The organism is Sphingomonas aquatilis (assembly GCF_014196115.1).
Taxonomy (GTDB): Bacteria; Pseudomonadota; Alphaproteobacteria; order Sphingomonadales; family Sphingomonadaceae; genus Sphingomonas; species Sphingomonas aquatilis.
Genome location: NZ_JACIDB010000019.1, coordinates 1 through 22,967 on the forward strand (window position 1 = coordinate 1; position 22,967 = coordinate 22,967).

The 22,967-nt window shown below is 63.5% G+C and carries 22 protein-coding genes and 2 pseudogenes; 12 read left to right on the plus strand and 12 right to left on the minus strand.

Annotated features, from left to right (window positions below):
* Nucleotides 1–464: 464 nt before the first annotated feature.
* Together GGR47_RS18410 and GGR47_RS18415 are read left to right on the plus strand one after the other, a co-directional pair.
* The gene (locus GGR47_RS18410) at nt 465–3,224 is read left to right on the plus strand and encodes a PAS domain S-box protein (protein ID WP_244305313.1); all 2,760 of its coding nucleotides are present in this window, start codon (nt 465–467) and stop codon (nt 3,222–3,224) included.
* Nucleotides 3,224–3,595 (plus strand): response regulator, encoded by a 372-nt coding sequence (locus GGR47_RS18415; protein ID WP_147037413.1) that lies wholly within the window; start codon nt 3,224–3,226, stop codon nt 3,593–3,595. Before GGR47_RS18410 ends, GGR47_RS18415 begins: the two co-directional genes overlap by 1 nt.
* A gap of 214 nt (nt 3,596–3,809) precedes the next feature.
* On the opposite strand, the gene GGR47_RS18420 is transcribed toward GGR47_RS18415, so the two are convergent.
* Nucleotides 3,810–4,016, minus strand: a complete 207-nt coding sequence (locus tag GGR47_RS18420; RefSeq protein ID WP_147037456.1) for a hypothetical protein — start codon at nt 4,014–4,016, stop codon at nt 3,810–3,812.
* Between the two features lie 324 nt (nt 4,017–4,340).
* On the minus strand, nt 4,341–5,231 hold the full coding sequence (locus GGR47_RS18425) for an EamA family transporter (protein WP_147037455.1): 891 nt from the start codon (nt 5,229–5,231) through the stop codon (nt 4,341–4,343).
* A 109-nt stretch (nt 5,232–5,340) separates the two neighbouring features.
* Between GGR47_RS18425 and GGR47_RS18430 the strand changes: the two genes are divergently transcribed.
* Nucleotides 5,341–5,823 carry an Lrp/AsnC family transcriptional regulator gene (locus GGR47_RS18430; protein WP_147037454.1) on the plus strand — a complete coding sequence of 161 codons (483 nt, stop codon included), beginning with the start codon at nt 5,341–5,343 and terminating at the stop codon, nt 5,821–5,823.
* A 187-nt stretch (nt 5,824–6,010) separates the two neighbouring features.
* Here GGR47_RS18430 and GGR47_RS18435 read toward each other — a convergent pair whose 3' ends face one another.
* From GGR47_RS18435 to GGR47_RS18470, 8 genes and pseudogenes are all read right to left on the minus strand, one after another.
* Complete coding sequence (locus GGR47_RS18435) at nt 6,011–6,733, minus strand: SIMPL domain-containing protein (protein WP_042491065.1); 723 nt, start codon at nt 6,731–6,733, stop codon at nt 6,011–6,013.
* A gap of 132 nt (nt 6,734–6,865) precedes the next feature.
* On the minus strand, nt 6,866–7,495 hold the full coding sequence (locus tag GGR47_RS18440) for an MFS transporter (RefSeq protein WP_125471583.1): 630 nt from the start codon (nt 7,493–7,495) through the stop codon (nt 6,866–6,868).
* 38 nt (nt 7,496–7,533) lie between these two features.
* A pseudogene (locus tag GGR47_RS18445) lies at nt 7,534–8,037 on the minus strand (IS21 family transposase); the annotation flags it as partial.
* A 438-nt stretch (nt 8,038–8,475) separates the two neighbouring features.
* Nucleotides 8,476–9,576, minus strand: coding sequence for an ABC transporter permease (locus GGR47_RS18450; protein ID WP_056433079.1), 1,101 nt, complete (start codon nt 9,574–9,576; stop codon nt 8,476–8,478).
* Entirely contained in the window at nt 9,573–10,742 is a 1,170-nt protein-coding gene (locus GGR47_RS18455) for an ABC transporter permease (protein ID WP_056433082.1), read from the minus strand. The genes GGR47_RS18450 and GGR47_RS18455 overlap by 4 nt, the downstream gene beginning before the upstream one ends.
* Nucleotides 10,739–11,740 (minus strand): HlyD family secretion protein, encoded by a 1,002-nt coding sequence (locus GGR47_RS18460; protein ID WP_056433199.1) that lies wholly within the window; start codon nt 11,738–11,740, stop codon nt 10,739–10,741. The genes GGR47_RS18455 and GGR47_RS18460 overlap by 4 nt, the downstream gene beginning before the upstream one ends.
* A gap of 20 nt (nt 11,741–11,760) precedes the next feature.
* Entirely contained in the window at nt 11,761–13,140 is a 1,380-nt protein-coding gene (locus GGR47_RS18465; protein ID WP_232834233.1) for a TolC family protein, read from the minus strand.
* A gap of 103 nt (nt 13,141–13,243) precedes the next feature.
* Nucleotides 13,244–13,744 carry a hypothetical protein gene (locus GGR47_RS18470; RefSeq protein WP_221204872.1) on the minus strand — a complete coding sequence of 167 codons (501 nt, stop codon included), beginning with the start codon at nt 13,742–13,744 and terminating at the stop codon, nt 13,244–13,246.
* A 198-nt stretch (nt 13,745–13,942) separates the two neighbouring features.
* Between GGR47_RS18470 and GGR47_RS18475 the strand changes: the two genes are divergently transcribed.
* Nucleotides 13,943–14,248 (plus strand): acyl-CoA thioesterase, encoded by a 306-nt coding sequence (locus tag GGR47_RS18475; protein WP_115381650.1) that lies wholly within the window; start codon nt 13,943–13,945, stop codon nt 14,246–14,248.
* Between the two features lie 95 nt (nt 14,249–14,343).
* Here GGR47_RS18475 and istB read toward each other — a convergent pair.
* Nucleotides 14,344–14,817, minus strand: a pseudogene (istB, locus tag GGR47_RS18480) (IS21-like element helper ATPase IstB); the annotation flags it as partial.
* A 210-nt stretch (nt 14,818–15,027) separates the two neighbouring features.
* Here istB and GGR47_RS18485 point away from each other — a divergent pair.
* The 7 genes from GGR47_RS18485 to GGR47_RS18515 all read left to right on the plus strand — a co-directional run bounded on the left by GGR47_RS18485 (nt 15,028) and on the right by GGR47_RS18515 (nt 20,916).
* Nucleotides 15,028–15,624, plus strand: coding sequence for a TolC family protein (locus tag GGR47_RS18485; RefSeq protein WP_478050866.1), 597 nt, complete (start codon nt 15,028–15,030; stop codon nt 15,622–15,624).
* Nucleotides 15,576–16,199, plus strand: coding sequence for an ABC transporter permease (locus tag GGR47_RS18490; protein WP_232834243.1), 624 nt, complete (start codon nt 15,576–15,578; stop codon nt 16,197–16,199). Before GGR47_RS18485 ends, GGR47_RS18490 begins: the two co-directional genes overlap by 49 nt.
* A gap of 301 nt (nt 16,200–16,500) precedes the next feature.
* Nucleotides 16,501–17,589, plus strand: coding sequence for a catalase family protein (locus GGR47_RS18495; RefSeq protein ID WP_244305214.1), 1,089 nt, complete (start codon nt 16,501–16,503; stop codon nt 17,587–17,589).
* A 17-nt stretch (nt 17,590–17,606) separates the two neighbouring features.
* The gene (locus tag GGR47_RS18500; RefSeq protein ID WP_147036948.1) at nt 17,607–18,305 is read left to right on the plus strand and encodes a hypothetical protein; all 699 of its coding nucleotides are present in this window, start codon (nt 17,607–17,609) and stop codon (nt 18,303–18,305) included.
* 1 nt (nt 18,306) lies between these two features.
* Nucleotides 18,307–19,677: a Dyp-type peroxidase gene (locus GGR47_RS18505; RefSeq protein ID WP_147036949.1), complete on the plus strand. Its 1,371-nt coding sequence runs from the start codon at nt 18,307–18,309 to the stop codon at nt 19,675–19,677.
* The gene (locus GGR47_RS18510) at nt 19,658–20,095 is read left to right on the plus strand and encodes an acyl-CoA thioesterase (RefSeq protein ID WP_147036950.1); all 438 of its coding nucleotides are present in this window, start codon (nt 19,658–19,660) and stop codon (nt 20,093–20,095) included. Before GGR47_RS18505 ends, GGR47_RS18510 begins: the two co-directional genes overlap by 20 nt.
* A gap of 191 nt (nt 20,096–20,286) precedes the next feature.
* Entirely contained in the window at nt 20,287–20,916 is a 630-nt protein-coding gene (locus tag GGR47_RS18515; protein ID WP_147036951.1) for a TetR/AcrR family transcriptional regulator, read from the plus strand.
* Nucleotides 20,917–21,440: 524 nt separating this feature from the next.
* Here GGR47_RS18515 and GGR47_RS18520 read toward each other — a convergent pair.
* Nucleotides 21,441–22,856 carry an ISNCY family transposase gene (locus tag GGR47_RS18520; protein WP_147036952.1) on the minus strand — a complete coding sequence of 472 codons (1,416 nt, stop codon included), beginning with the start codon at nt 22,854–22,856 and terminating at the stop codon, nt 21,441–21,443.
* Between GGR47_RS18520 and GGR47_RS19055 the strand changes: the two genes are divergently transcribed.
* On the plus strand, nt 22,765–22,967 hold a 203-nt coding region (locus tag GGR47_RS19055), incomplete at its 3' end, for a hypothetical protein (RefSeq protein ID WP_208663177.1). The genes GGR47_RS18520 and GGR47_RS19055 overlap by 92 nt on opposite strands.

Below are 22,967 nucleotides of genomic sequence, written 5' to 3' on the forward strand. Positions count from 1 at the left end.
TGTTGCCGCCAGTTAGAAAAGACACATTCTCCGCTAGATAGAAACGACACTCGCTCGTGGCAGCGGGGGCAGCGTGGAGCCCCCAAGCAGCGCAACGCTGCCCCCGCTGAGGCGATCACCTCTCGGCTCCTGACCCCGGACCCGCTGCGCCAGCAGCGGGCTCGGTCACGCCAGTTTTCGAGCGCTCGAGCTTTCCCGAAACTCCGTCTCCGATGCCGCATTTCGGGAAAAGGCAATCGGGAACATATTTCGGGAAAATTAGCCCCGAGCCGCGAGGCGTAACCGGTTTGCGGCCCTGGATCTCGATCAACCTTCCCAAACGAGACGGTGCCGTTTCTGCCGCTGGCTCCTCGCGCCAGCATTTCAATCTACAGAACTGGAGGGTGTTTCTATGATGTTCTCGATAGTGGCGAGGCGCCGATCTGGATGCTAGCGTGCCGCGGAAGGGCAAATCGTGGTAAACAATGACTGATCTTGCAGCGCGTGAGCAGCGGCGTTTGGCGGCGCTCGCAAAGTTCGAGGTAATGGACACCCCGCGGGAGTCGGCTTTCGACGAGCTGGCCGAGCTGGTCGCCGCGATTTGCGAGGCGCCGATCGGGGTCGTGAACCTGATCGGGGAGTGCCGCCAGTTCTTTAAGGCAGAGGTGGGTCTGGGAGTTCGCGAAACGCCGCTGGATACGTTGTTCTGCGCGCACGCGCTTTTGGAGCAAGATTTCCTCCTTGTTCCCGACGCGACGGCCGATCCGCGGTTTGCGTGCAACCCCCTGGTTACCGGCGAGCCTCACATCCGCTTCTATGCCGGTGCACTGCTAAAGACGGACGACGGACTTCCAATCGGGACGCTGTGTGTGCTCGACTACCAGCCGAGGCAATTGTCGGACGTACAGATACGCTCGATCCGCGTCCTGGCTCGACAGGTCATGGCGCAACTCGAACAACGTCTTGCGGCACGGCAGGTCGCCGCATCCGAGGCGCGGCAGCGCGCCATCATGGACAGCGCTCAGGATTTCGCGGTCGTCACCACCGATCTCGATGGCCATATCGTTGAATGGACTTCCGGCGCTCAAAACGTGCTTGGCTGGTCGAAGGACGAAATGATCGGCAAAAGTGCGTCGGTCCTGTTCACTGACGTAGATATCAGCGCTGGCAGGCTGGCATTGGATCTGTCGCAAGCCCACCGCGAAGGCCACGCGTCTCGTGAGCATTGGATGGTTCGCAAAGACGGGCGACGCATACTGGCCGTCGATGTGACGTCCCCGTTGATGGACCAGCACGGCCAACATGTCGGCTATGTGAAGGTGCTGCGTGATCGCACCGAAGCACATGCCGCGGGCGAAGCCCTGCGGGAGGTGGAAGCCCGCGCCACCGACAGGTTGCAGGCCAATGAGGAGAAATGGCGCACCCTATTCGAGACACTCCAAGAGGGTTTCATCTTCGCCAAAGTCGAGCGCGATGCAGACGGCAGGATCTGCGACTGGCGGTATGAGGAAGTGAACGACGCCTGGTATGACCTGGTCGGTATCGAGCGGGGCACGGCGATCGGAAAGACGATACGCGACCTCTTCCCGGGAATTGAGGACGTATGGGTCAACGAGTTCGCCGAGGTTGTCGATACCGGTGAGGCCAAGCGCTTTACCCGTCAGTTCGGAGGGCTGGATCGTTGGTATGACGGGGTGTGCCAACCCGTTGGGGAGGATCGGTTCACCGTCATTTTCCTCGAAGTGACGGATCGCATCCGCGCCGAGAAAAAGCGCGACGCGCTCACCGACATCGGGCACGTTCTGTCGGAGTCATCCGATATGGAACATGCGATCGATCAGGCGACGGAGATCGTGGCCAAGACGCTCGGCGTGGTTCGGGCTGGGTACGGTACGCTGGATGCAGACGGGGAAATGATTACCGTGCCGGAGCACTGGACGGCGGATGGCTGTCCCCGGCTTGTCGGTCAGTACCGCGTCGATGATTATGGTGACTACGCTATCGACCTCCGGGCTGGTCGTCCCGTCGTCATTCCCGATGTGCGGTATGATCCACGAACATCGCCTCGAGCGGACATTTTCGAAAGCCTCGCCGTTCGAACGATGATCAATCTTCCGGTGGTGGGGAATGGTCGAACCGTCGCGATCTTCTTCGTGAACGATAACGTTCCGCGCCAATGGACGACGCAGCAGGTGGCATTCGTCGCAGAGGCGGCCAGTCGTATCCGGGTTGCGATTGAGCGCCGCCGGGCAGAACAGGACCTGCGCGAAAGCGAAAGCTTTATGCGCAGCGTTCTTGCTGCCTCGACCGATTGCATCAAGGTGCTCGACCTTAACGGCGATCTCACCTTCATGAGCGATGGCGGCATGAAGGTGATGGAGATCAGCGACTTCAACGCGGTCAAAGGCTGCTTCTGGCCGAGTTTTCTGAAAAATGACGGCGTTGGTCTGGGCAAAGAGGCGCTTGCAGCGGCAAGAGCGGGTCGATCGGCCCATTTCGAGATCGCAGCTGACACATTCCTAGGCACCCCGAAATTCTGGTCGGTGTCGGTTTCGCCCATCTTTGGCGAGAACGGCGAGGTGGTGCGCATTCTGTCCGTATCGCGTGATCACACGACTTTGCAGGAGGCGCGTGAGCAGCAGCTCCTGCTCAATGGCGAATTGAGCCATCGATTAAAAAACGTCTTGGCCATCACCCAGTCGATTGCCAACCAGACGCTGCGTGATGCGGTGACACTGGAGGATGCCTCTGCTGCCTTCTCATCACGTCTGGCATCCCTGGGCCGGGCGACGGATGTGCTGACCGCGACATCGTGGGAAGCGTCGGACCTTGATACGGTCTTGGAAGCCGGTTTGGCGGCCGTTGCCGATAAGCGGGACCGGATCGCGATCAATGGCCCCGCGGTGCGTCTCAATCCGCAGTCGGCACTCGCCCTCACGCTCGCAATCCACGAGCTGGTCACCAACGCGCTGAAATACGGTGCCCTGAGCAACCATACCGGTACTGTGACGTTGACGTGGGAGGTGAGTGGATCTGACGCGAACCCAGAGTTCACCCTGCTATGGCAGGAGCGCGACGGTCCGACCGTTTCGCCCCCCACACGCAAGGGCTTTGGAACGCGGCTAATCGAACGTTCGCTGCGATCGTACTTCAGGGGCGAAACGGTGTTGAGCTACCCGCCTGAAGGTGTCGAATTTCGGATCAAAGCGCCGTTAGTCGGTGCAGGTGAGTTGGTAACCGCGTAATGGGTCAGGCAATTCCGCCACGGGCAATCCTCATCGTTGAAGATGAGGTGTTTATACGTCACGATCTGATGGATTTTTTCACCGACCGTGGTTTTATCGCGTTTGAAGCTGAGGACGGCGACGAAGCGATCAAGATCATAGCCAATCATCCCGAGATTAGAATTGTCCTGACAGACATCCAGATGAAGGGATCGATGGATGGTCTGCGACTTGCACGCTACGTTCGTGATAGGTACCCGCCAGTGCTGATCGCGGTTGTTTCCGGTAACGTCCGTCCTTCACAAGCTGACCTGCCGGAACACTCTTTCTTCGTCGCCAAACCTTTTGACCCTCGATACGTGCTGTCAGAGATTGATCGGCTTAGTTCCTGATTTCCGCAGGCGAGGGGTATCTGGGAGAACGCTCCTATCCCGGAATACCATCCCAATCGGGACGGGATCGAGAAACCTTGGGGTTTCATTTCGCCCTCAACCGGACCGGCTACCAGCGCGCATTTTTCAATAGCCCCGGCCGTTTGTTGAACAAACCGGGTAGCTTACTGACGCTGGCGATCAGCCGGTGGACCACCGCACCGTGACGTGGAAGTCACGGCACATCGCCTTGATGCCATGCCGTCCACCACGGCATATCCCCAACGAGCATCCCTTGTCGCTCAGCCAGCTCCTCCAGCGCCGATCGGAGGTGCCGAACCATCTGCTCGATGAGCATGGCTGCCTCCATCCCTTGCAGCTCAGCACACGCCTTTGAGAGATCGGCTATATCGGTCGCGAGCTGTTCGAGTTCGGGTAACATGGCGAGGAATCTAGCAGGATTGGGGCAAAGGGGCTTGGAATTAGCGAGCCAGGCTGAACGGCTCGCACGCATCGAGCAAAAAATCGTGGAGGGCGAAGGGCGCATCACACGCCTGCTAGGGCATATCGAGCGATGTGAGCTTGCCGGCCATGACACGCGCCAGACCAACGCATTGCTGCAGTCCTTCCAGGACGTGCTTGCGGTATGGACGCGAGAACGCGCGACCATCCTCGGCACCTGGCAAACCGACGCGGTAGGCTTGGCGGCTCGCCTTACTGACACGCACCCGGCTTGCACGTCCGTTAGCTAGACAGCGGCTCGGCTTCACAGCTGAGCAGGCGTGTCAGCACCCTTCGCGCTCATGGCCGCTCCCACCGACGAGAACACGATCAGCCCGATCGCCAGCCACTGCCCGGATGACAGTACCTCGCCGAGCAGGACCAAACCCATGAGCGCGCCAACTGCCGGTTCGGCGCTGAGCAGCGTGCCGAAGGTGTTCGACGGCAGCCGGCGCAGCGCGACCATCTCCAGGGCATAGGGGACCGCGCTGGAGATAATGCCGACCGCGACACCCAGCATCAGCACCTTGGGACTGAGCAGCGCCGCGCCGGCGTGCAGCACGCCGACAGGAGCGGCGAGGAGAGCGGCAACAATCATGCCGGCCGCTACCGCGCCTGAGCCGTGCGCTTGCCCCGCCCGCTTGCCGACCAGGATGTATGCCGCCCAGAATCCGCCCGCGACCAACGCCAGGGCGATGCCCCGCCAGTCAAGTTGCGCCCCGCCCTTCCACACCGGGAGCAGCAGGGCCAAGCCGGCCACGGCCAGGCTGATCCACAGGTAATCCGACTTGCGGCGCGAGGTCAGCACGGCGACCGCGAGCGGGCCGATGAACTCGATTGCGACGGCCAGCCCAAGAGGGATGTAGGACATGGCCTTATAGAAGCTGAGGTTCATCAGCCCGAGCGTCCCACCATAGGCGAGCAGCGGCAGCCATCCCGATCCGACCTTTAACCGCCAGGGCCGAAAGATGATGGAGAGCACCACGGCGCTGACGATCAGGCGCAGCGCGGTCGCGCCTTCCGGCCCGATCACCGGGAACAAGCCCTTGGCGAGCGACGCGCCGCTGGCGATCGAGACCATGGAGCCCGCCAGGGCGGCGAAAGCGGTCAGGTCGATGCGCGCAGAGGCGGGCCGCGGCAATGCGGTGGCAGTCATGGTGTTCTCGGGAATGTTGTCGTTGCCTTCGGAATGTAGGCGTGACTCCCGACAAAGGTGCTCTTTTCTGACGCTGTTGCGATAAACTTTATCGGCTAATCTCGTCCGCATGAGCAAGACTGACACGCTGGACAGCTTCGATCTGAAGCTGCTCGAAATCATGCAGATCGACGCGCAGCGACCGATCGTGGCCGTCGCCGAGGCGATCGGCCTTTCTGTCCCCGCCTGCTATCGCCGTATTCGACGGCTTCGCGCGACGGGCGCGATCGAGCGGGAAGTCGCGATCGTTCGGCCGCGCACGCTAGGCTGGCCCCTGTCGATGGTTGTGCTGGTCATGCTGGAACGTGAGGGCGCCCGCACCATCGAGGAGATTAGGGCGAAGCTCCAGGCGGAGCCGGAGGTGATCGAGGCATGGAACGTCACCGGCGACTTCGACCTCGCCGTCAGGATCGTCGCACGCGGCATGGAGGGCTATGACGAACTGGCGCAGCGCCTGTTCTCGGCTGACGAACGGGTCCGTAGCTTCAAAACGCTCGTCGTGATCCGGGAGGTGAAAGCCCTAAGCCCTGTTCCCGTCGCGTGGGATGGTTGAACGCGCGTGCTGTTCGGAAAACGGCCGGGGCTGTTGAAAAATGCGCGCTGGTAGCCGGTCCGGTTGAGGGCGAAATGAAACCCCAAGGTTTCTCGATCCCGTCCCGATTGGGATGGTGAAGAGAGAATGTAGTCGGCTTCTCAAAACCTATGTCTAAGGGTGCTGGTGATATCCGAACGACTGTTGGTCACTTCGGCGCGAGCGCGAAATCGACCCGCGCCGCGACCACGCCGTTGTTCGTGCCGGCCATGACGGGCGGGGCGGCGCTCTGCATCGCGACCACGGGCGGCGGTGCTACGGGCATCGCCGTCATATCGCCGGCCTGCGGTAATTCGCCGCCAGTGCCGCCATCCCGGATCGAAAGCACCCGCACGATATGCAGCCCGGCCGCGGCGGCATATGCGTCCGCTTTCGCGCGTGCGGTTTTGTAGGCATTTCCGTAGCCGGTGAGGTTCGCCTTTTCCGGATCGGCGACCGACAGGTCGGGGCCGGACACGATGTTGGCACCGGCGTCAGTGACGGCGGCGATCGCCGCGCCTACTTTGCCGGTGTCGCGCATCCGAACGGTGACGCTGTTGGCGACCTCGTACTGTCCCTTGTTCGCGCCCCAAGTGATGCGGTTCACCGACAGATTGCGAGTTTGGATATCCCGTTGGGCGACGCCTAACTTTGCCAGTGCCTGCGTGATCGCGGTCATGGTGCGAGCGTTCCGTTCGGACGCGCCGCGGGCATCCGCGGCGATGCTCGACAAGCCGGCGGTGAACAGCGCCTGGTCAGGCGTCGCCTCGGTGCGGCCGGTGCCCGTCACCGACAACAGCGTCTCGCCCGGCTGAAGGCCGATCGGATCGGGGGTGGCGTTGCAAGCGCCGAGACCAGCGCATAGCGGCGCGACCCAGATCAGACTCCTCATCCGCGTTCTTCCTTCTCGTTCTCTACCTGGAAGACACGTCTATCGATACGGTCGAGGTTTTCCCATTGGGATGCTAATTTTGGGACAACGAAAGGTCAGCCCAGGATAGGTGTTCCTATAACTACGCCATCCTCAAGCTGAAGCTTTTGCCACTGCCGCTCTCGCGCATAGTGGTACAAGGCAGAGTAGAGCCGCCAGCATCCAGAAAGCGGCCGTTAGGCCGGTATGCCCCGCGACGAAACCGATCGCAGCCGGACCTGCCAGGATGCCGGCGTAGCCAACCGTCGTAATCGAGGCGACGGCAAGCTCAGGCGGCATCGCGTTCTGTGCGCCAGCCTGGCGAAACAATACCGGCACCGTGTTCGATGCACCAAGTCCGATCAACATCAGACCCAACATGGCGACCACGGCAACCGGTGCGAGCAGCATGATCCCGTAGCCCATGAGCGCCAGCAAGCCGCCCCAAAACATGGTCTGACGATCACCAATTCGAGCCACCACCCGATCGCCGGTGAGCCGCCCTGCGGTCATCGCAATAGCGAAGACACTATATCCAAGGCCCGCTTGATCGGGTGCCAGCAATCCCTTGCCGGCAAGGAGCAGCGCACCCCAGTCGAGAATAGCCCCCTCCGTCAGGAAGGTAATCGCGGCGAGTAGCGCCAGGAGAACCACAATACCGCGCGGCACGACGAAAAGCGGCGCTTGTTCGGCACGCGGCGTAACGATGAACCGTGATGCGGCAAATGCCAGTGCGGCAAGCATCAGTGCGGTCGCAACGAGTGTTCCGGCGAGCGCGCTTAGGCGCGCAGATACATCGTCCGCGACGCGCACAGCTGGACAAGCGCGACCTTCACGCGCATCGGCTTGCCCGAGATCTCGACGTCCTCGTGGCTCCAGTCGAACTGGTAAGCCTCGCCCGGCCGGAATAGCAGCGGGATGAACGCCGGCGCATTCATTACGTCGCGACGCCGCGCCTGCCGCCAGCGCGCCGCATAACGGCGCACCGCATCATACGAGCCGTCGAACCCCTCGCGTAGCAGCAGGTCGTGGATACGGGTGAGGCGCAGCTTCTCCCGCCGCGGCCGTGCCTCATCTTCCTCCAGCAACGCGTCCAGTCGCGATTGAAACGGCCCCAGCTTCGGCAGCGGCTGTACCTCCCGCCGATACCCCATGTCCGCCTCCGGCGCCCGGATCGCCTTGCGCACCACCTTGCGCGACAGGTGCAGGTCCCGCGCTATCGCCTTGATGGCCTTCCCCGACGCGTGCTCGCGCCGGATCCTCAACACCGTCTCCAATACCAGCATCCCGCTCTCGCCGCCTGACACACCGCCAAGCGAACAGCCTAGACCAACGGGATGAGGGGTCCCTTTTCGACGCCGATCACCCCGCTACCGGGGTCCCTTTTCCACGCCGATCCACACCCGAAATTTCGCTCGAAATGCGGTTGCCCATCACCGGCCACCGCTCTTTGCCCAGCCGCAGACTACCGACTGGCAGGTGAACGGACGACCGCTTTCGGGAGCGCTATTACCGCGATTGAACCACCGAAATTGGGTCGTTATAGCCTGGATCGCCGGTGAATATCTCAGCCTTGATGGTGTCACATTTTGAGCAGTGCGCCTCTCCCGAGGCATGAGGCTCGTGACGCCAGCGTGTCACGAACGCTGCATCATGCGCTCAACGATCCTAGACTGTTTGGTTGATAAAAAAAGCACGTGCAATCTCGTGTGCGGCGATGTTGGCTAACTTGGCCGAACAAAGCGGGCATATGCGATCCAGCCGTAGAAAACGGTGAGCCCGAAGAGGTTCACCACTTCGCCTGATAATTGCCGAAGGCTTCCACCCATCTGGTTGACCCCCACCATCAGATGTATCCCCGGGGTCGTGGGAAGCATCCGTGACGCTGCGACGAGCCATCCCGGCGTTGCCTCCGAGGGCCATGACAAGCCGGAGAGGAAGAAGATTGGCAGGGATGTCACGATCCAGAGCTGGATCGGCCGCTCGCGAGTCTTGAAGAAGCTGGCAAGCGCCATTGCCCCGGCGACGGTTGCCGCGACGAACGCGATTGCTGCGACGATGAGGGTGAGAGGGGCCGCCTGAGCACGTGGGTAGTCCTGAAACCAGAAAACGAAGCCAGTGTAGTAGGCCACGTCGAGGAGACCAATTGATACGAATGCCAGTGCGATGCCGAAGAACTCCCTGCGAGTGAAGCGTCGGCGGCCCTGCCGTTCCCTCATCGTCCCGGCAAGCAGAGCGAGACCCATCAGCAGCGTCTGATGAATGATCAGGAACGCGACGCCCGGAACGACCGTGCTTCCATAGCCTTCGCGCGTGTTGAAGAGCGGTCGTTGCACGAGCGACAAGGCCGGTGGCGCCGTCGCGCCGGCGGCCATCGCCTGATCCATCCCTGCCTCGCGACCGACCGCCGAAATGGCAGCGGCGATGCTGCCGAGCGAGGTGCTGCTACGAAGAAGATAGGCACCATTGCCATACAGCGCGATCGTGCCTTGGCCACCACGCAGGATGTTCCGCTCGTAGCCGTCCGGGATGACGATCACCGCGTCCGCGTGGCGAGATTGCACCCATCCGTAAGCCTCTCGAGGAGACGATAGGGAGGCGATGAGCTCGGCCTGCTGAAGGGCCGGGAGCTTCATCAGGAGCGAGCGGCTCGAACCGGTATGGTCGAGATCGACAACGACGATGGGCAGTCGCCTCGGCACCTCGCCGGAATAAGCGGCCGGGTAGAAGAACGAATAGATGATGGCCGATCCGATCAGCAGCAGGAGCGCGGATCGGTCCGAGAGGATGGCACGGAACGTGCCGAGGAAGGCGTTGCGTATCACCGGCGGCCCCAGGTTTCCGGCTGCTTCGCCGCGGCAAGGTAGCGCGGCAGTCCGACGGCAAGACCGACGATCACGAATGGTAGCATGACGATGATCTGTCGCAGTGACACTGATGCCGCCGAACCCATGATCCACTGCTCCGAAAGCAGCTTGGCAAAGGAAGAATAAGGAAGCAGCGCGCTCCATACCCGAGCAAAGCCGGAGGCGGACTCGACCGGGAATACCGCCCCGGCGAACGCGAAGGAGGCTCCCGCGTAGAGGCCAGCCGCCGAAAGCGCGCTGCTCATCGTTAGAGTAAGACCGACGAATAGAAGCCCGACACCGACATATGCCATGTACATCACCGCATAGCCGGCGCCGATCAGCAGCGGGCTGCCCGCGATCGGCCAGCCTCGCAGACCAGCCAGATAGGCGATCGCTGCGATCCCCCAGCCCATGAAGATGAGGACGTAGAGCAGCAATTTGCCGCAAACGGCCCAGGCCGCCTCGCGTCGCGAGCAGTCTGCAAGCCAGTCCCCGATCGTTCCGTCGCGAAGCTCCCGCCCGAGCGCGCCGGTGATCGCCACCATGAAGATCAGATGCAGCAATGCGGGATGAAGCAGCGCCACCAGCTGAATTTCGTAGCTGCCCTGCGGATTGAAGAGAACGGTCGAGCGTACCGCGATGGGTGGCCTGCGAACCCTCCCAGGCCCCAGCACGGCCGCGCTCTGCTGCGACGCAAGCGAGCTGGCATAGCCTTGCACGACGCTGCCGACTTCGCGGATGACGGACCCGGCCGGTGTCGAGTAGCTGGCATTGTAGAGCGCAATGACCTGAGCCGTGCCGCCGCGGAGTACCTCTCTGCTTGTGTCCCGATCGATGAGGACAATTGCATAGGCCTGTCGGGCGCGCACGGCGTTTTCCGCCATCGACAGGTCGGGTGCTATTTCGAGAACGGCCAAGCCGGGCGCCGCATCGAGACGGCGGGTCAACTCGCGGGCGATGCCGCCGCCGTCGCGATCGACCACGACGATTGGGAGGTCGCGCATGGCCCCGGCCGACATCTGGATGGCGACCGTGGCGAGAAGGATCAACGGGATCCATGTCACGAGCGACAGGTCCCAGAAGCTCTTTCGCAGGAAGCCGGCCTCCCGCCGAAAGCCGCCGACCAGCGCGGGCGGGATCATTGCGGCCAGTCGAACAGGACCGTCATACCGGGACGCAGCCCGTCGATGGGACGGGATGGCAGGGCGCGGACCTCGAAGCTCTTGACGTCGAACCCGCTGGACTGGCGGGTCGCGCGCCAGGTCGCGAACTCGCCCGCCGGCGCCAGGTACGACACGCGGAACGTCACCCGCCTGTTCGCAAGCGCAGGTATCGTTCCGACGATCTGCCGGCCTCGTGCGAGCCCGTCGAGCTGATCCTCGCGGACGTTCAGCGTGACCCAAGCGTTTTCGACGTCGGTCAGCATGAAGACCGGAAAGCCCTGCGGCACGAGTTCGCCTGGTTGAGCCATCCGCTTCCCGACTTCCCCAGCAGATGGCGCGACCACGCGCGTCTCGGCGGCGGCGGCCTGCACCTCGGCCACCGCGCCGCGCGCCTGCTGGACCTGACCGCCAGCGGCGGCCTTGTCCTGAGGGCGGGCTCCCGCCAGGGCCTGATCGTATTGCGCCCTCGCTGCCTTCGCAGCCTCCGTCGAAGCGATGGCGTTCGTCCGCGCCTCGTCCGCCTTCTGACCGGCGACGACGCCCTGGGCGAACAAGCGTTGCGTGCGGTTGCTGGTATCCTGCGCCAGATTCGCTGCCGCCTGTGCACGCCGCCATTGCGCCTCGGCCGCCCGGATGTCCTCGCTGCGCGCGCCGGCCTCGGCCTTGTCCTGCGTTGCCTGCGCGGCCTCCAGCGCCCCGCCGGCCTGCTGCTGCTTGGCGGCGACTTCGGGGCTGGAGATCGTGTAGAGTAGCTGCCCTTGCCGGACGGGCTGTCCTTCCTCCACGCCGAACGATGCGATCCGTCCCGTGACCTTGCTCGTGACGCGGATCTCGCGCGCGTCTACCATGCCTTGCAGCTGACCAGGCACGGGACGGTAGCTGAGCCAGAGTCCGACGCCCAGCAGGGCAGCGACCACGAGAGCGACAACGACCAGTTTGCCGCGGGGTGGCCTTGTCGTCCCCCCGCCGTCGTGCATTTCGTTTTCAGTTGCGGCGTTCATGGAATTACCTTGTCGGCTTTGGCGACGTATGCGGCCATCTCATCCATTTGCCCGCTGACGTTCAGAAGCTGGGCAAGTGCCTGTACATATTCGTTGGCCGCCTGCGCGCGCTGGATGCGCGATCGCCCCAGCGAAAGCTGCGCGTCGATGACGTCCAGCGATGTCGCCTGCTGTTCCCGATAGGATAGGGTCTGAAGCCGCAGATTCTCGATAGATGAAGCGAGGGAGGTATCGAGAAGCAGATACCGCTTTCGCGCCGCCTCGACGTCGTTCCACGCCTTCGTCACACCGATCTCGATCTGCGTGCGGCCTTCGCGCAGACCGGCGCGCGCCTGTTCCGCCGTCGCCCGTGCCGCATCGACCGCCTGTCGGCGCCCAAGACCCCCGGCGAGCTTATAGCGCAAGCCAACACCCACTGCCCAATCCGGGTCCGTGAGGAGGGTGTCGCGCCGGTCGAAATTATACTGGCCGAAGCCGTAGACGGTCGGGCGCTGCTTCGCCTGCTGGATCAGGACGCCGGCCTTCGCCTGGTCCTCCAGCGACGACAGCCGCTCGAGTTGAGGATGTGAGGCTAGGGCCGCGGCCTTGAACGTGTCGAGCGGCGGCAGTGGACGCGAGATGACGAAGAGCGGCGTTGACGGCCTCACTCCTGCGGGTTCGCGCAGCAGCCCCGCAAGCGCCGCATTCGCCGTCTGGAGGTCAGCGATCGCCTTCTCATATTCCGCCCGTGCGTCGTCGCGTGCCACCTCTGCCTGAAGGCGTTGCGCCCGGCTGATGAAGCGCGCTTCCTCGAGCTTGACGGCGTCTGCGACGTGACGGTCGAGCCCATCGAGCACGTCGCGGCGCACGCCCAGCGCTCGCTCGGCTAGCTGCTGGCCGAAATAGGCCCGCACCAGTTGCACGAGCTGATCGTTGGCGGTGATGGCCCGGTCGGCCTGCGCCTGCGCCACCTGTGCCCGCGCACCAGCCTGCGTCCCCGAAATCTGCCCTCCGGTGTAGATCGGGAGGGTCGTCGAAGCGATGGGGCGCGTACTTTGCCTTCTAACTTGAAACCGCAGCGGGTCAGGGATGCCGAAGCCCTCGGCGACCGGCGCGAGCGAACCGAGCGGCAGATAGAGCGTCTTCTGATAGTCCAGCAGTTGCGCCTCGAGGTCGACGTCCGGCCTGCGCAATGTGCGCGTGGCTCCCTCTTGCGCCTCCTTGCTGCGCACGTTCGCGTCCGAGGCCGCGATCGCGTCGGAACGGTCCAGCAGCTGCTCCTGCGCACGGGCGTATGTCAGGACGGCGGGGCTTGAGGGGCCGATGTTCTGGGCCGATGCGGCATGCGCCGTCGCGACCGCGGCGCCGATGATGGCGATAGACCGAAGGCTCATCATCGACGTTGGCCCGCTTTGCTGTGAGGCGACAAGCCGTCTGCGGCCTCGATGCCGCAGCCATGTACGAGGGGACGAGGTCTGGGCGTCGCCGCCATGATCACGTTCACGACTGCGACCCCGGTCGTCGAAATTCGCAAGAGACGATGCTCGCCCCCCTTCGGAGGGTCAGCTCGCGGGCCGCACGTCGTTTCGCGAATGATCTTGGCAATCCCAAAGCATGGTCCAGCTCGTCGCCGATCAACGACGCACTCAGCGCGCCCGAAACGATGCCCTTGACGAGGGCCGGCAGCTCGTGGTCGGCGACTGTCGAGCCCCCCGTCGTGTCGCCCGCCAACTCGCTTGGTAGGCGGGAGAATCGGCTGAAGAGGGGTTCCAGCATCTGACGATCGGTCGCGGCAAGCCAGCCGATCAGCCGGCCCACGCCGGTCTGTGCGAACGTGTCGAAGACGAGGTCGACGAGGCCGGCTTCATCGATGTCGCCTGCCCTCAAGGCTCGGACACCGCGCCGGAAGTCCTCCAGAAGCTGGCCGATGACGTCGTCCGCGACGGCTGCCTGCAGGTTGGCCGCGGTGCCGAAATGATGGGTGATGCTTCCGTGCGCCATGCCTAATGCCCCGGCCACGCTCTGAAGCGTGATCGCTGCCGGCCCGAAACGCTCAAGGATATCGCGGGCAGCGCCGACCGCTTCGCTGCGAAGCTCGTCCGGATGACGCCGGCGGCGGCGGGGAGGCGCTATTGTCATTGATGACAATATAAGTTAATGCCGTGTCGGTGTCAATGACGATCAGCGGAGACGACGCGGATGCCTAACGATAGCGCCGGCCATACCTGCGCCTTCGATGTGATCGCCTCCGACATCGATCACATGGGCCACGTCAACAATACGGTCTATTTACGCTGGATTCAGGAGGCGGTGGTCTCCTTTTGGCACCGGATCGCGCCCGGCGATGCGCTGGAGTCGGTTGCCCGGGTCGCGATAAAGCATGAGATCACCTATCGCTGCCCCGCCTTCCTAGATCAGCGCGTTGACTGTCAATCGGCGTCCAAAAGGGACCCCCTACCGGCGTCCAAAAGGGACCCCCTTCGTCGAGCAGCGTACCGGGGATGACGGGCGCACTGTTCGCGCTGGTTGCGGCCTAGGGCGGGCGTAGCCCGACGGGAGGCGCAACCAGCGCGAAGCGTTCTCTGCCGGTGTCCCAGGCGTCAGCTTCGATGTTTGAAGCGCCAGCTGTCGTTGCCGGTTTCGACGATGTCGCAATGGTGGGTAATTCGGTCGAGCAGCGCGGTGGTCATCTTGGGGTCGCCAAAGACGGTCGGCCACTCGCCAAAGGCCAGGTTCGTGGTGACGATGACCGAGGTCTTTTCGTAGAGCTTGCTGACGAGGTGGAAGAGCAGCTGACCGCCCGAGCGTGCAAACGGCAGGTAGCCAAGCTCGTCGAGCACCACGAGATCGAGGCGCGAAAGCTGGGCCGCCAGCGTGCCGGCCTTGCCGAGGCGCGTTTCCTCCTCGAGCCGGTTCACCAGGTCCACCGTATTGAAATAGCGCCCGCGGGCGCCGGCCCGTACCACATTGGCGGTGATGGTGGTGGCGAGGTGCGTCTTGCCGGTGCCCGTCCCACCGACCAGCACGACGTTGCGCCGGCCCGGAAGAAACGAGCCGCTGTACAGCGAGCGTACCGCGTGCCGCTCTACACGGGCGGTGCGATCCCGGCGATCCAGGCGGGTGCGGACGGCGCGGTCGAGGTGGCCCGCGCCAGGCAGGCGGGTGGTCGCGACCTGTCTCGCGTCAGGTTGGTCCGCACCTATTTCGGTCAGCAGGTTGCCGCCCAGCTGACCCGGTCGACGCGCGAGACGCTCGCAGGGTTCGATCGGCATCTGTCGGATGCCGTGAAGCTCGAGCAGAACGGGGTCATTCCCCATGCGCGCGTCCTCCAGGTTCAGGTCGCCCGCGACGCCGCCGAACGCGCCTTCATTCGCGCGCAACTCGAGGAAGCGACTGCTGCCGACGCACTGTCGCGGTTGCTGGACCGACCCGCCGGCGTCGGCGCATCGACGCCGCTGTTCGTCAATTCGCAGCCGCTGCCTCCCGTCGGCACATTCCTGGAGGGCATAGACGCGACGCCCCGGGCCCGCGGCGCCGACGCAGCGCGTGACATCGCCAGCGCGGGGGTCGGCCTGGCGAAATCGCGCTACCGCCCGCAAGCCTTCGCGTTCGGCAGCTACAACGCCAATCGCGACAATGCGCTGCCCACGGACACGCGAAACCGCGACCGCTCTGTCGGCGAGCGCCGTCTATGCCGGTTCGGCGCTTGCCTATTCGGGCGCGACGTTACCGCTGAACGGCGCCAACGCCTTTGCCCACATCTGGAGCAACGTGCTGCCGCTGAACCCAACTCAGTCGCGGCGGGCTGCCCGTCGCGGTCACGACCGAACCGCTGTTCAACCGGACAAGTGGTTACAAGGGCTATGTCTTCCCGGCGGTAGCGGTGATCATCGTTCAACAGACGCTGCTCTTCGGCGCCGCTACCTTCATGGGCGGACGACGCCGCTCCGGCGCATGGCGGATGGGTGTCGCGGAGTTCTGGGGAACGCTGGCGGCGTTCGCGTCGGTGGGCATTCTAGGCTGTTATTTCCTGTTCGGGTTCATCTTCTGGCTCCAGGCCGTGCCCGTTGATGGCAACATCGCCGGCATGATGGTGATGGTCCCTGTCTTTGCCACGGCGGTTGCTGCCCTGGGGCTGCTCGTCGGCAGCGTGTTCGATCGTGCCGAACGGGCAACCTACATCCTGGCGCCGACCTCGGTGCCGTTCTTCTTCCTCACCGGGACCGCATATCCGCTCGATCAAATGCCGGGCTTGGTCGCCGCCCTCTCTCACTTGATCCCGGCCACCGCCGGCGTCCACACGTTCGTCCCGTTGAACCAGATGCATGCGCGCCTGAGCGAGGTCACGATCCCCGCCTTGACCCTTGCAAGCCTCGCCCTCGGCTATGCCATGCTGGCGTATTCGCGCCTCGTCGGCTTCGGCGCGATGGTCGGGACGTCCGCCACCGAGGCCTGAATGGAGGGCAATCCTCGCCAAGGAGCGCAAGCTCCACCGTTTCCGCGGCTGTAGTGTATCGCGCACTCCTTCTAGCCGCTCGTAGTGGCTGCGACCTCGCTTCGCATGGCCACGAGACTTCGTGTCGCTGATCGCTGCCACCTGCATCGATAGTTGCCTCACGTAGAGACCTGGTCGAGTCAGCAAGAAAGGGAACCATTCGGTTTCCCTAGGTGTTGTTGGTGGGTAATTGCCGGGAAATGGCTGGGCCAAGCGGCGCCGCGACCGGCGTCGGGACATGGGCAACAGACGAGGTCAGGCTTTGAAAGCACCGCTTCTCTATTCGTCCGACATCGAGACGATCGCCGAGGATGAAGAGCGCCTGACGGCCGAGATCGTCGAGCAGATGGCGGCCGGCAACCGCTGCGCTTTCGAGCATCACCGTCACGCGATCCGCGACGCGCATGCCAAGTCACATGCCGTCCTGAAGGGCACATTGACGGTTCACGACGATCTGGCGCCGGAACTGCGGCAGGGTATCTTCGTGCGCCCAGCCACGTATGGTGTGGTCGCACGGCTGTCCTCGGCACCCAGCGACATTCATTCGGACGCGATCCCTGCGCCGCGAGGCTTCGCGATCAAGGTGATCGGCGTCGAAGGAGAGCGGTTGTCGCCCGATATCGGGGGCGCCAACCAGGATTTCCTGATGGTGAACTTTCCCGTCCTCGCCTTTGGCACCATCGCCAAATACAAGCTGATGCTGAGCCTTCTCGAGGCGAATGCGCATGCGCCCGACACCTTCCAGCGGCTGATCGCGGGCACTGCGCGGGGTGCCAAGAAGACAGTGGAGGCGTTGGGGATGACGCCCGGGGCGACGCTCGAGGGTTTGGCGCGCGACAACCATCATCCGCTCGGCGAGAGCTACCACACGCAAGGTGCTATCCGCTTCGGTGACCATGTCGCCAAGCTGGCGCTGTCCCCAGCTTCCGATAACGTCCGGGCCTTGACGGGACAGCCGGTGGGCAAGGCGGAATTCTCCACGATGCGGGATGTTCTGGTGGAACATTTCGCCGGCCAGGGCGCGGAATATGCCCTGTCGGCGCAACTCTGCACCGATCTGGCGGAGATGCCGGTCGAGGATGCGGCGGTACGCTGGGACGAGAAGGTGTCGCCGCATCGCCCGATCGCAACGCTGCGGTTCGCGCCGCAGGACGCCTACGCGCCGGCACGCCAAGTGTATGGCGACGACATCCTGTCCTTCAATCCATGGAACGGCGTAGAGGCGCATCGCCCGCTTGGGCAGATCATGCGCATCCGCCGGGCGGCTTACGAACGCTCGACCAGCTACCGCCATCGGATGAACGCGCGCGCCCGGATCGAGCCTGACCAGCTTGATGACATTCCCGACTGAACAAGCAGGAGGTCGTGATGACCACAGACAACAAGGATCCGCGCCTCGCGGATGAGAGCACGCTTCAGGAAATCCGTCGCCGGGTGGAGGAAGTCGCCGCCGATGCACCCCACCTCGCCAAGATCGCGCTTGAAGCGATGATCCGCAAACATAATCCGGATCTGAAGGGCAGCGCCCGGTCGGCCGGCCGCGCCGGCAAGCAATCCGGCAACGTGTCCGAACTCACCGCCATCGCGACGCTCAAGCCGGGCGGCGCAGAGCGCCTGCGGCGGATCTTCGATCTCACCGGCGGCAACATGGACGGGGCCCAGCGCGTCTCCACCCTGCACGACATGCGCTTTGTCTTTTTCGACGATGATACGCGCATTCTGTTCGCGACCGCTTACGACGGCGACTGGGATGCCTACATCAATGACTTTGCGACCAAAATTCCCGAGCTCATGGACCTTCTGTTCGCCAACGTCGAAGGCTGGCCGGGGATCGACAGCCCCAAGGTGAAGGATTTCATCGCCGACCACCAGATCGACGCTGCCGGTTGGTTCGTCGCCAATCCGCAGGTCACGGTGGTCGACGTACGCCGCTTCCAGCGAATGGAGAAGGCGCTCAACGCGTTCCTCGATGCAGAGGCCGCCAACACGGCGATCGATCCGACGACCAAGGCGGCGCTCGGCCAACTTACCGACGCCATCTCCAAGCCGGAAGGGGTGGATTACTGACATGAGCGTTCTGGCGGACCTGAGGGCGCGCTTCAGCCGGGAGCGGGTCAAGCTGCAGCTCGACGACATCCAGGCCCTGATCCTGCGATCGCGGCCCGAGCCCTATGTCGGCCTGCACGCGATGCTGCACGTCGATGAGGCGGAAGGCGGTCGCGATCTGGTCCGCCGGCTCGCGCCGCACATCCCCTCGGCCGACGATTGGACGGACGACATGGACTCCTGGACCGGCGTCGCGATCAGCCATGCCGGCCTGAAGGCGCTGGGCGTGCCAGAGGCATCGCTGAAGAGCTTTCCTCTGCCGTTTCAACAGGGCATGGCGGCCCGAGCCGAGCAATTGCGCGACTTCGGCGCGAACGCACCCGACCGGTGGGAAGATGCCTTTCGGCCCGGCACCTGCCATATCGCGCTGACGATCTATGCCCGCGACGAAGACGCGCTTGAAAAGGCGATCAAAGTTGCCATGACCGAGTTGGAAGCCTCGCATGGTGTCACGCTCGTCGGCACGCACAGCTTCGGGGCGGATGCCGATGCCAAGAACCCTTTCGGATTTCGCGACTCCATCTCGCAGCCGACAGTGGCGGGCGGCGGGGTGGACCCGCGGGGCGACGAGCGCGCGATCGCGGCGGGCGAGTTCATCCTGGGCGAAAACAGCGAGACCGGCGCGCCAGTCGCAATGCCCGAACCGGCCCCGCTCGGTCGCAACGGATCGTTCGTGGTCCTGCGCAAATATCAGAGCGCGGTTGGCGCCTTCAACGATTTCATCCGCGCAAACGCCGACAGCGAAGCCGACCAGGAGAAGCTGGCGGCCAAGATGTTCGGCCGCTGGCGCAGCGGCGCGCCGCTGATCCTGGCACCGGATCATGACGACGAGGCGCTGGGGGCGGATCGATCACGCAACAACGACTTTAATTTCGCGGAAGATCCCAAGGGACTGGTCTGTCCGCATTCAGCGCACATGCGCCGTCTGAACCCGCGCGACAGCCAGTTGACGATCCTGACCGACGTCAACATTCACCGCATCATCCGGCGCTCTTCCACCTTCGGCCCCAAGTGGACTCCGGACGTGACGGCGGCCGACGATGCGAAAGACGATCGCGGCATCTTCTTCATCTTCATCAGCGCGCGGGCGTACGATACGATCGAGTTCCTCCAGCAGGAATGGATCAACCGGGGCAACTTCATCGATCTTGGCACCGAAAAGGACCCGATCGTCGCGCTGCACGAGGAGCCCGGGACCTTCACCATTCCGCAGGAGCCGGCGCGAAAGCGCGTCAACGGCGTGACCACCTTCAACCGTCTGATGGGCGGCGAATATCTCTTCATGCCGTCGCTGACGGCGCTCCGGTGGATCGGTGAAGCAGGCTGGCACTGATCCGTCCAGCGGGCCTGAGGGGCGCTCGCAATACCGTTCGCATCGGCATGCCATCACCGTTTCGACGGACGCGATCGACGAACTGGGCCACGTCAACAATGCTGTGTACCTGCAGTGGGTGCAGCAGGCGATAACCGCGTACTGGCGCGCGGTGGCGAGGAAGGAAGATGTCGACCGGCTTCGCTGGATCGTCGCTAGTCACGAGATCTTCTATCGAAAACCGGCCTATCACCGCGATAGTCTCATCGCGACGGTTCAGATTACCAAGCACACAGCGTCGCGAGCATGGTTCTCGACGCATATCGGCAGGGACGGCGAGACGGTCGCCGAGGTGCACTCGACGTTATGCTGTCTCGACGCGAGCTCGGGTCAACTCGTCCGCATCACTCCGGACCTTGCGCAGCCGTTCTGCCTGTAACACGCCGGGCCTATGAGGGGCGGTTAACCCTGGCGAGCAGCTTGGGTCGGATGGTGCGGCGCAGCCCGCGAGCAAGCTGCGCCACGGCCGATCATGCTCAGCCTCTGGGCATCGTCGGAACGGCTCGAGCGGTCGTCGCCGACGCTGACCGGGACCGATCAAAGCTCGGAGCGATGTAAGGAAGAGCCGCGATGGTCGGTGAAAAGAGAATGCCGAAAAGCCAACGCGGTCGGATAGGCCGGCCGAGTGCCAAAGAGGCGGCCAGTCTGGAAGACCGGATCCTGGCCGCCACTTGGGACTTGCTGCTCGCAAAGGGTGCCCGCGAACTCTCGGTCGAACGGATCGCACGTGCGGCTGCTGTCAGCAAGAAGACGATCTACACACGCTTTCATGGCCGCAGTGATCTCTTGATGCGCCTTCTGCGGCGCAAGCTTGAACTGGAAGAAAGCGGACTTCATGAGGACGTGGATGCGGAAGACTTTCGCGATGCATTCTGCAGCGTCGGGAGGCGTATCCTGGCCTTCTTGATCAGCGCGGAGCGTCAGGCGATCGCAGCGGTGCTGGCGGAACTACCGGACGCGCGGCATGATGCCTGGACCTCTACCTATGCTGTCGGTCTACGCGCAATTGATGCGTTGCTAGCACATCCGGGAGCCGCGATCGCGCTAGCGGATCTCGATCTTGCGACGTTCCGTCATGCTTTGTTGCAATGTCTGATCGGTCGGGCGGAGAACATGCTGCGTGCTCCTGAGTCAGATCAGCCTATGAGCGAGGATTGGATGAAGGCCTTGGCAAAGCTCTTCATACGGCATGATTCGTAACCGCGGTGGTGACTGCCATAGCCAATAGCCTTGGCAGGGTAGAACGGCCTCGCCGCATCGCTCGTCTCCATCTGACGAGCTAACCTACAAATGGCATGATTTCCGGGGAGCAGGTCATCAGGCTTGAACGCACCCAGATTCTTGAGGTGAACCGAACCCAGCACCGAAACCTGCGTCTTCTCCCCGGCCACCTTGGACTTCCAGGCACGCGGATCAAATGCCGGGTCTCGCGCGATAGCTGCACTTCCCAGCGAAAGGCAGACCAATCCCATTATAAGTGCGCGCATCTGTAGCCCCCCTGTGCCCCGCGACCAGTGGCACGTTCTGATCGCCAAACACCAGTCGTTATGCCGAATTAGTGATTTCCGCTGCGACGCCTTCCCGATTGGGAACGTCGGGCGAGAACGGACGAGCTGAGCGAGCGGTGGAGCGCGCCTCAGCGGTCTGTTTTCCCAAAATCTGTTCCCGATTGCTTTTTCCCGAAACTGCCCGACCGACATGGGAAAACGGGAAAGCTGAAACGCCTATCTGACGTACTCGCCCAGACCCCGCGCGATCAGTTCATCGTTCGACAGCCGCGGCCCGCGCTTCAGCTTCGGGGTGCATAACCGGCGCCTGTCCACCTTCGCGGTATCCGGTTGCGGGGAAGGTGCGAAGATCGTGAAGGATCCGGAGCTGCGCGCCGGCTCATTGTTGTTCCGCTTCCGGTGGTGCGGCCGCACCTCCTGCATGGCTTGCGCCATGGCCAGCGCCGCCCCCAGGCGCTTGCTGTCGACGATCTCGGCCTGATTCACCTGCCGCATCTTGTCGAAGACGGTGTAGGGGAGGGCGCGGTGGTTGTGCCGCACCTCGATACGACCATCGGGATATTCGCAGATCTGGACGCGCTTGCTGGCAAGCGACCGGGCCGCGGGCGTCGGGTCGAGGATGAAGATCGCCTTGTTGAAATGGATCGAGAGCGATTTGGTGACTGTCCGCTCCTCGCGCCAGACCATTTCGGCATCGACGTCGTCGCGCGGGGTGAGGGGGCGATGCGCATCGAGGGCGACCCGGGGAGGGCGGGCAAACCGCTCATTGTGTCGCGCCAGGTACGTTGGGAGGAAGGCGTTGGCGTGTTCGATCGACGAGACACCTTCAAGCCGCATCGCCTTGACCAGTCGGTCCTGCAACGTCCCGTTGGCACGCTCGACGCGCCCCTTCGCCTGCGGCGAATTGGCGCAGATAATCCCGATATCGAGCTTGTCGAGCGCCCGGCCGAGATGGGTCATGCCGTCGCCATCGGCCGTGGCGTTGTTGTTGCGGAAGGCGCTGTGCTTGTCCGAATAGAATGCGACCGGCTTGCCGTGCCGCTTCAGATACGTCGTCGTCGCGCGCATGTACGAGAAGGTGCTCTCGCTCTCCGCCATCTCGAGGTGCATCAACTCGCTGGTCGCATCGTCGATATAGACCAGGAGGCTGCAGCGCGGACCGCGCCCCTCGAACCAGTCGTGGTCCGAGCCGTCGACCTGGACGAGTTCGCCACGTCGGTCGCGGCGATGTCGCATCTGATGGAGCTGGGCACGTTTTGCCCGCTTGGCAGTCCACAGGCCTGCCTCCATCATCATGAGGCGGAGCGCCTCGTGCGAGATGGAGATGCCGTGCCGCTCGGCGAGATATTCCGCCGCCAGCGTCGGGCCGAAATCGGCGTAGCGATCGCGGACGATGGCGATGACACGCTCGCGGAAGGCGTCGCTGAACCGCCGGTTGCTCGGTCGTCCGCGCTTGCGTGAGATCAGACCGGACGGACCTTCGTCGCGCAGTCGCGCGAGCAGTTTGAATACCTGGCTGCGTGCGAGGCCGAGAAGCGCCATGGCATCCATCACGCGCAACTCACCGCGCTGTACCCGCATCAGCGTGTCAAACCGCGATATCTCGCCTGTGCTCATCGTCATCACCGTCATCGTGCGGCTACCTCCTAAAATGGAGGTGACCATGACACCCGAAGCCTGCCGTAGAGGTTACCGTCTCACTTCTAAATTGCAGGAGAGTCTCATTTCCACGTTGCGCTTACA

What these genes read in the sequence shown, in the direction of transcription:
- GGR47_RS18410 (WP_244305313.1), top strand. Translation starts at nt 465, where the DNA reads ATGACTGATCTTGCAGCGCGTGAGCAGCGGCGTTTGGCGGCGCTCGCA.
- GGR47_RS18415 (WP_147037413.1), top strand. Translation starts at nt 3,224, where the DNA reads ATGGGTCAGGCAATTCCGCCACGGGCAATCCTCATCGTTGAAGATGAG.
- GGR47_RS18420 (WP_147037456.1), bottom strand. Translation starts at nt 4,016, where the DNA reads ATGTTACCCGAACTCGAACAGCTCGCGACCGATATAGCCGATCTCTCA.
- GGR47_RS18425 (WP_147037455.1), bottom strand. Translation starts at nt 5,231, where the DNA reads ATGACTGCCACCGCATTGCCGCGGCCCGCCTCTGCGCGCATCGACCTG.
- GGR47_RS18430 (WP_147037454.1), top strand. Translation starts at nt 5,341, where the DNA reads ATGAGCAAGACTGACACGCTGGACAGCTTCGATCTGAAGCTGCTCGAA.
- GGR47_RS18435 (WP_042491065.1), bottom strand. Translation starts at nt 6,733, where the DNA reads ATGAGGAGTCTGATCTGGGTCGCGCCGCTATGCGCTGGTCTCGGCGCT.
- GGR47_RS18440 (WP_125471583.1), bottom strand. Translation starts at nt 7,495, where the DNA reads ATGCTTGCCGCACTGGCATTTGCCGCATCACGGTTCATCGTTACGCCG.
- GGR47_RS18455 (WP_056433082.1), bottom strand. Translation starts at nt 10,742, where the DNA reads ATGATCCCGCCCGCGCTGGTCGGCGGCTTTCGGCGGGAGGCCGGCTTC.
- GGR47_RS18460 (WP_056433199.1), bottom strand. Translation starts at nt 11,740, where the DNA reads ATGCACGACGGCGGGGGGACGACAAGGCCACCCCGCGGCAAACTGGTC.
- GGR47_RS18465 (WP_232834233.1), bottom strand. Translation starts at nt 13,140, where the DNA reads ATGATGAGCCTTCGGTCTATCGCCATCATCGGCGCCGCGGTCGCGACG.
- GGR47_RS18470 (WP_221204872.1), bottom strand. Translation starts at nt 13,744, where the DNA reads ATGGCGCACGGAAGCATCACCCATCATTTCGGCACCGCGGCCAACCTG.
- GGR47_RS18475 (WP_115381650.1), top strand. Translation starts at nt 13,943, where the DNA reads ATGCCTAACGATAGCGCCGGCCATACCTGCGCCTTCGATGTGATCGCC.
- GGR47_RS18500 (WP_147036948.1), top strand. Translation starts at nt 17,607, where the DNA reads ATGACCACAGACAACAAGGATCCGCGCCTCGCGGATGAGAGCACGCTT.
- GGR47_RS18505 (WP_147036949.1), top strand. Translation starts at nt 18,307, where the DNA reads ATGAGCGTTCTGGCGGACCTGAGGGCGCGCTTCAGCCGGGAGCGGGTC.
- GGR47_RS18515 (WP_147036951.1), top strand. Translation starts at nt 20,287, where the DNA reads ATGGTCGGTGAAAAGAGAATGCCGAAAAGCCAACGCGGTCGGATAGGC.
- GGR47_RS18520 (WP_147036952.1), bottom strand. Translation starts at nt 22,856, where the DNA reads ATGACGGTGATGACGATGAGCACAGGCGAGATATCGCGGTTTGACACG.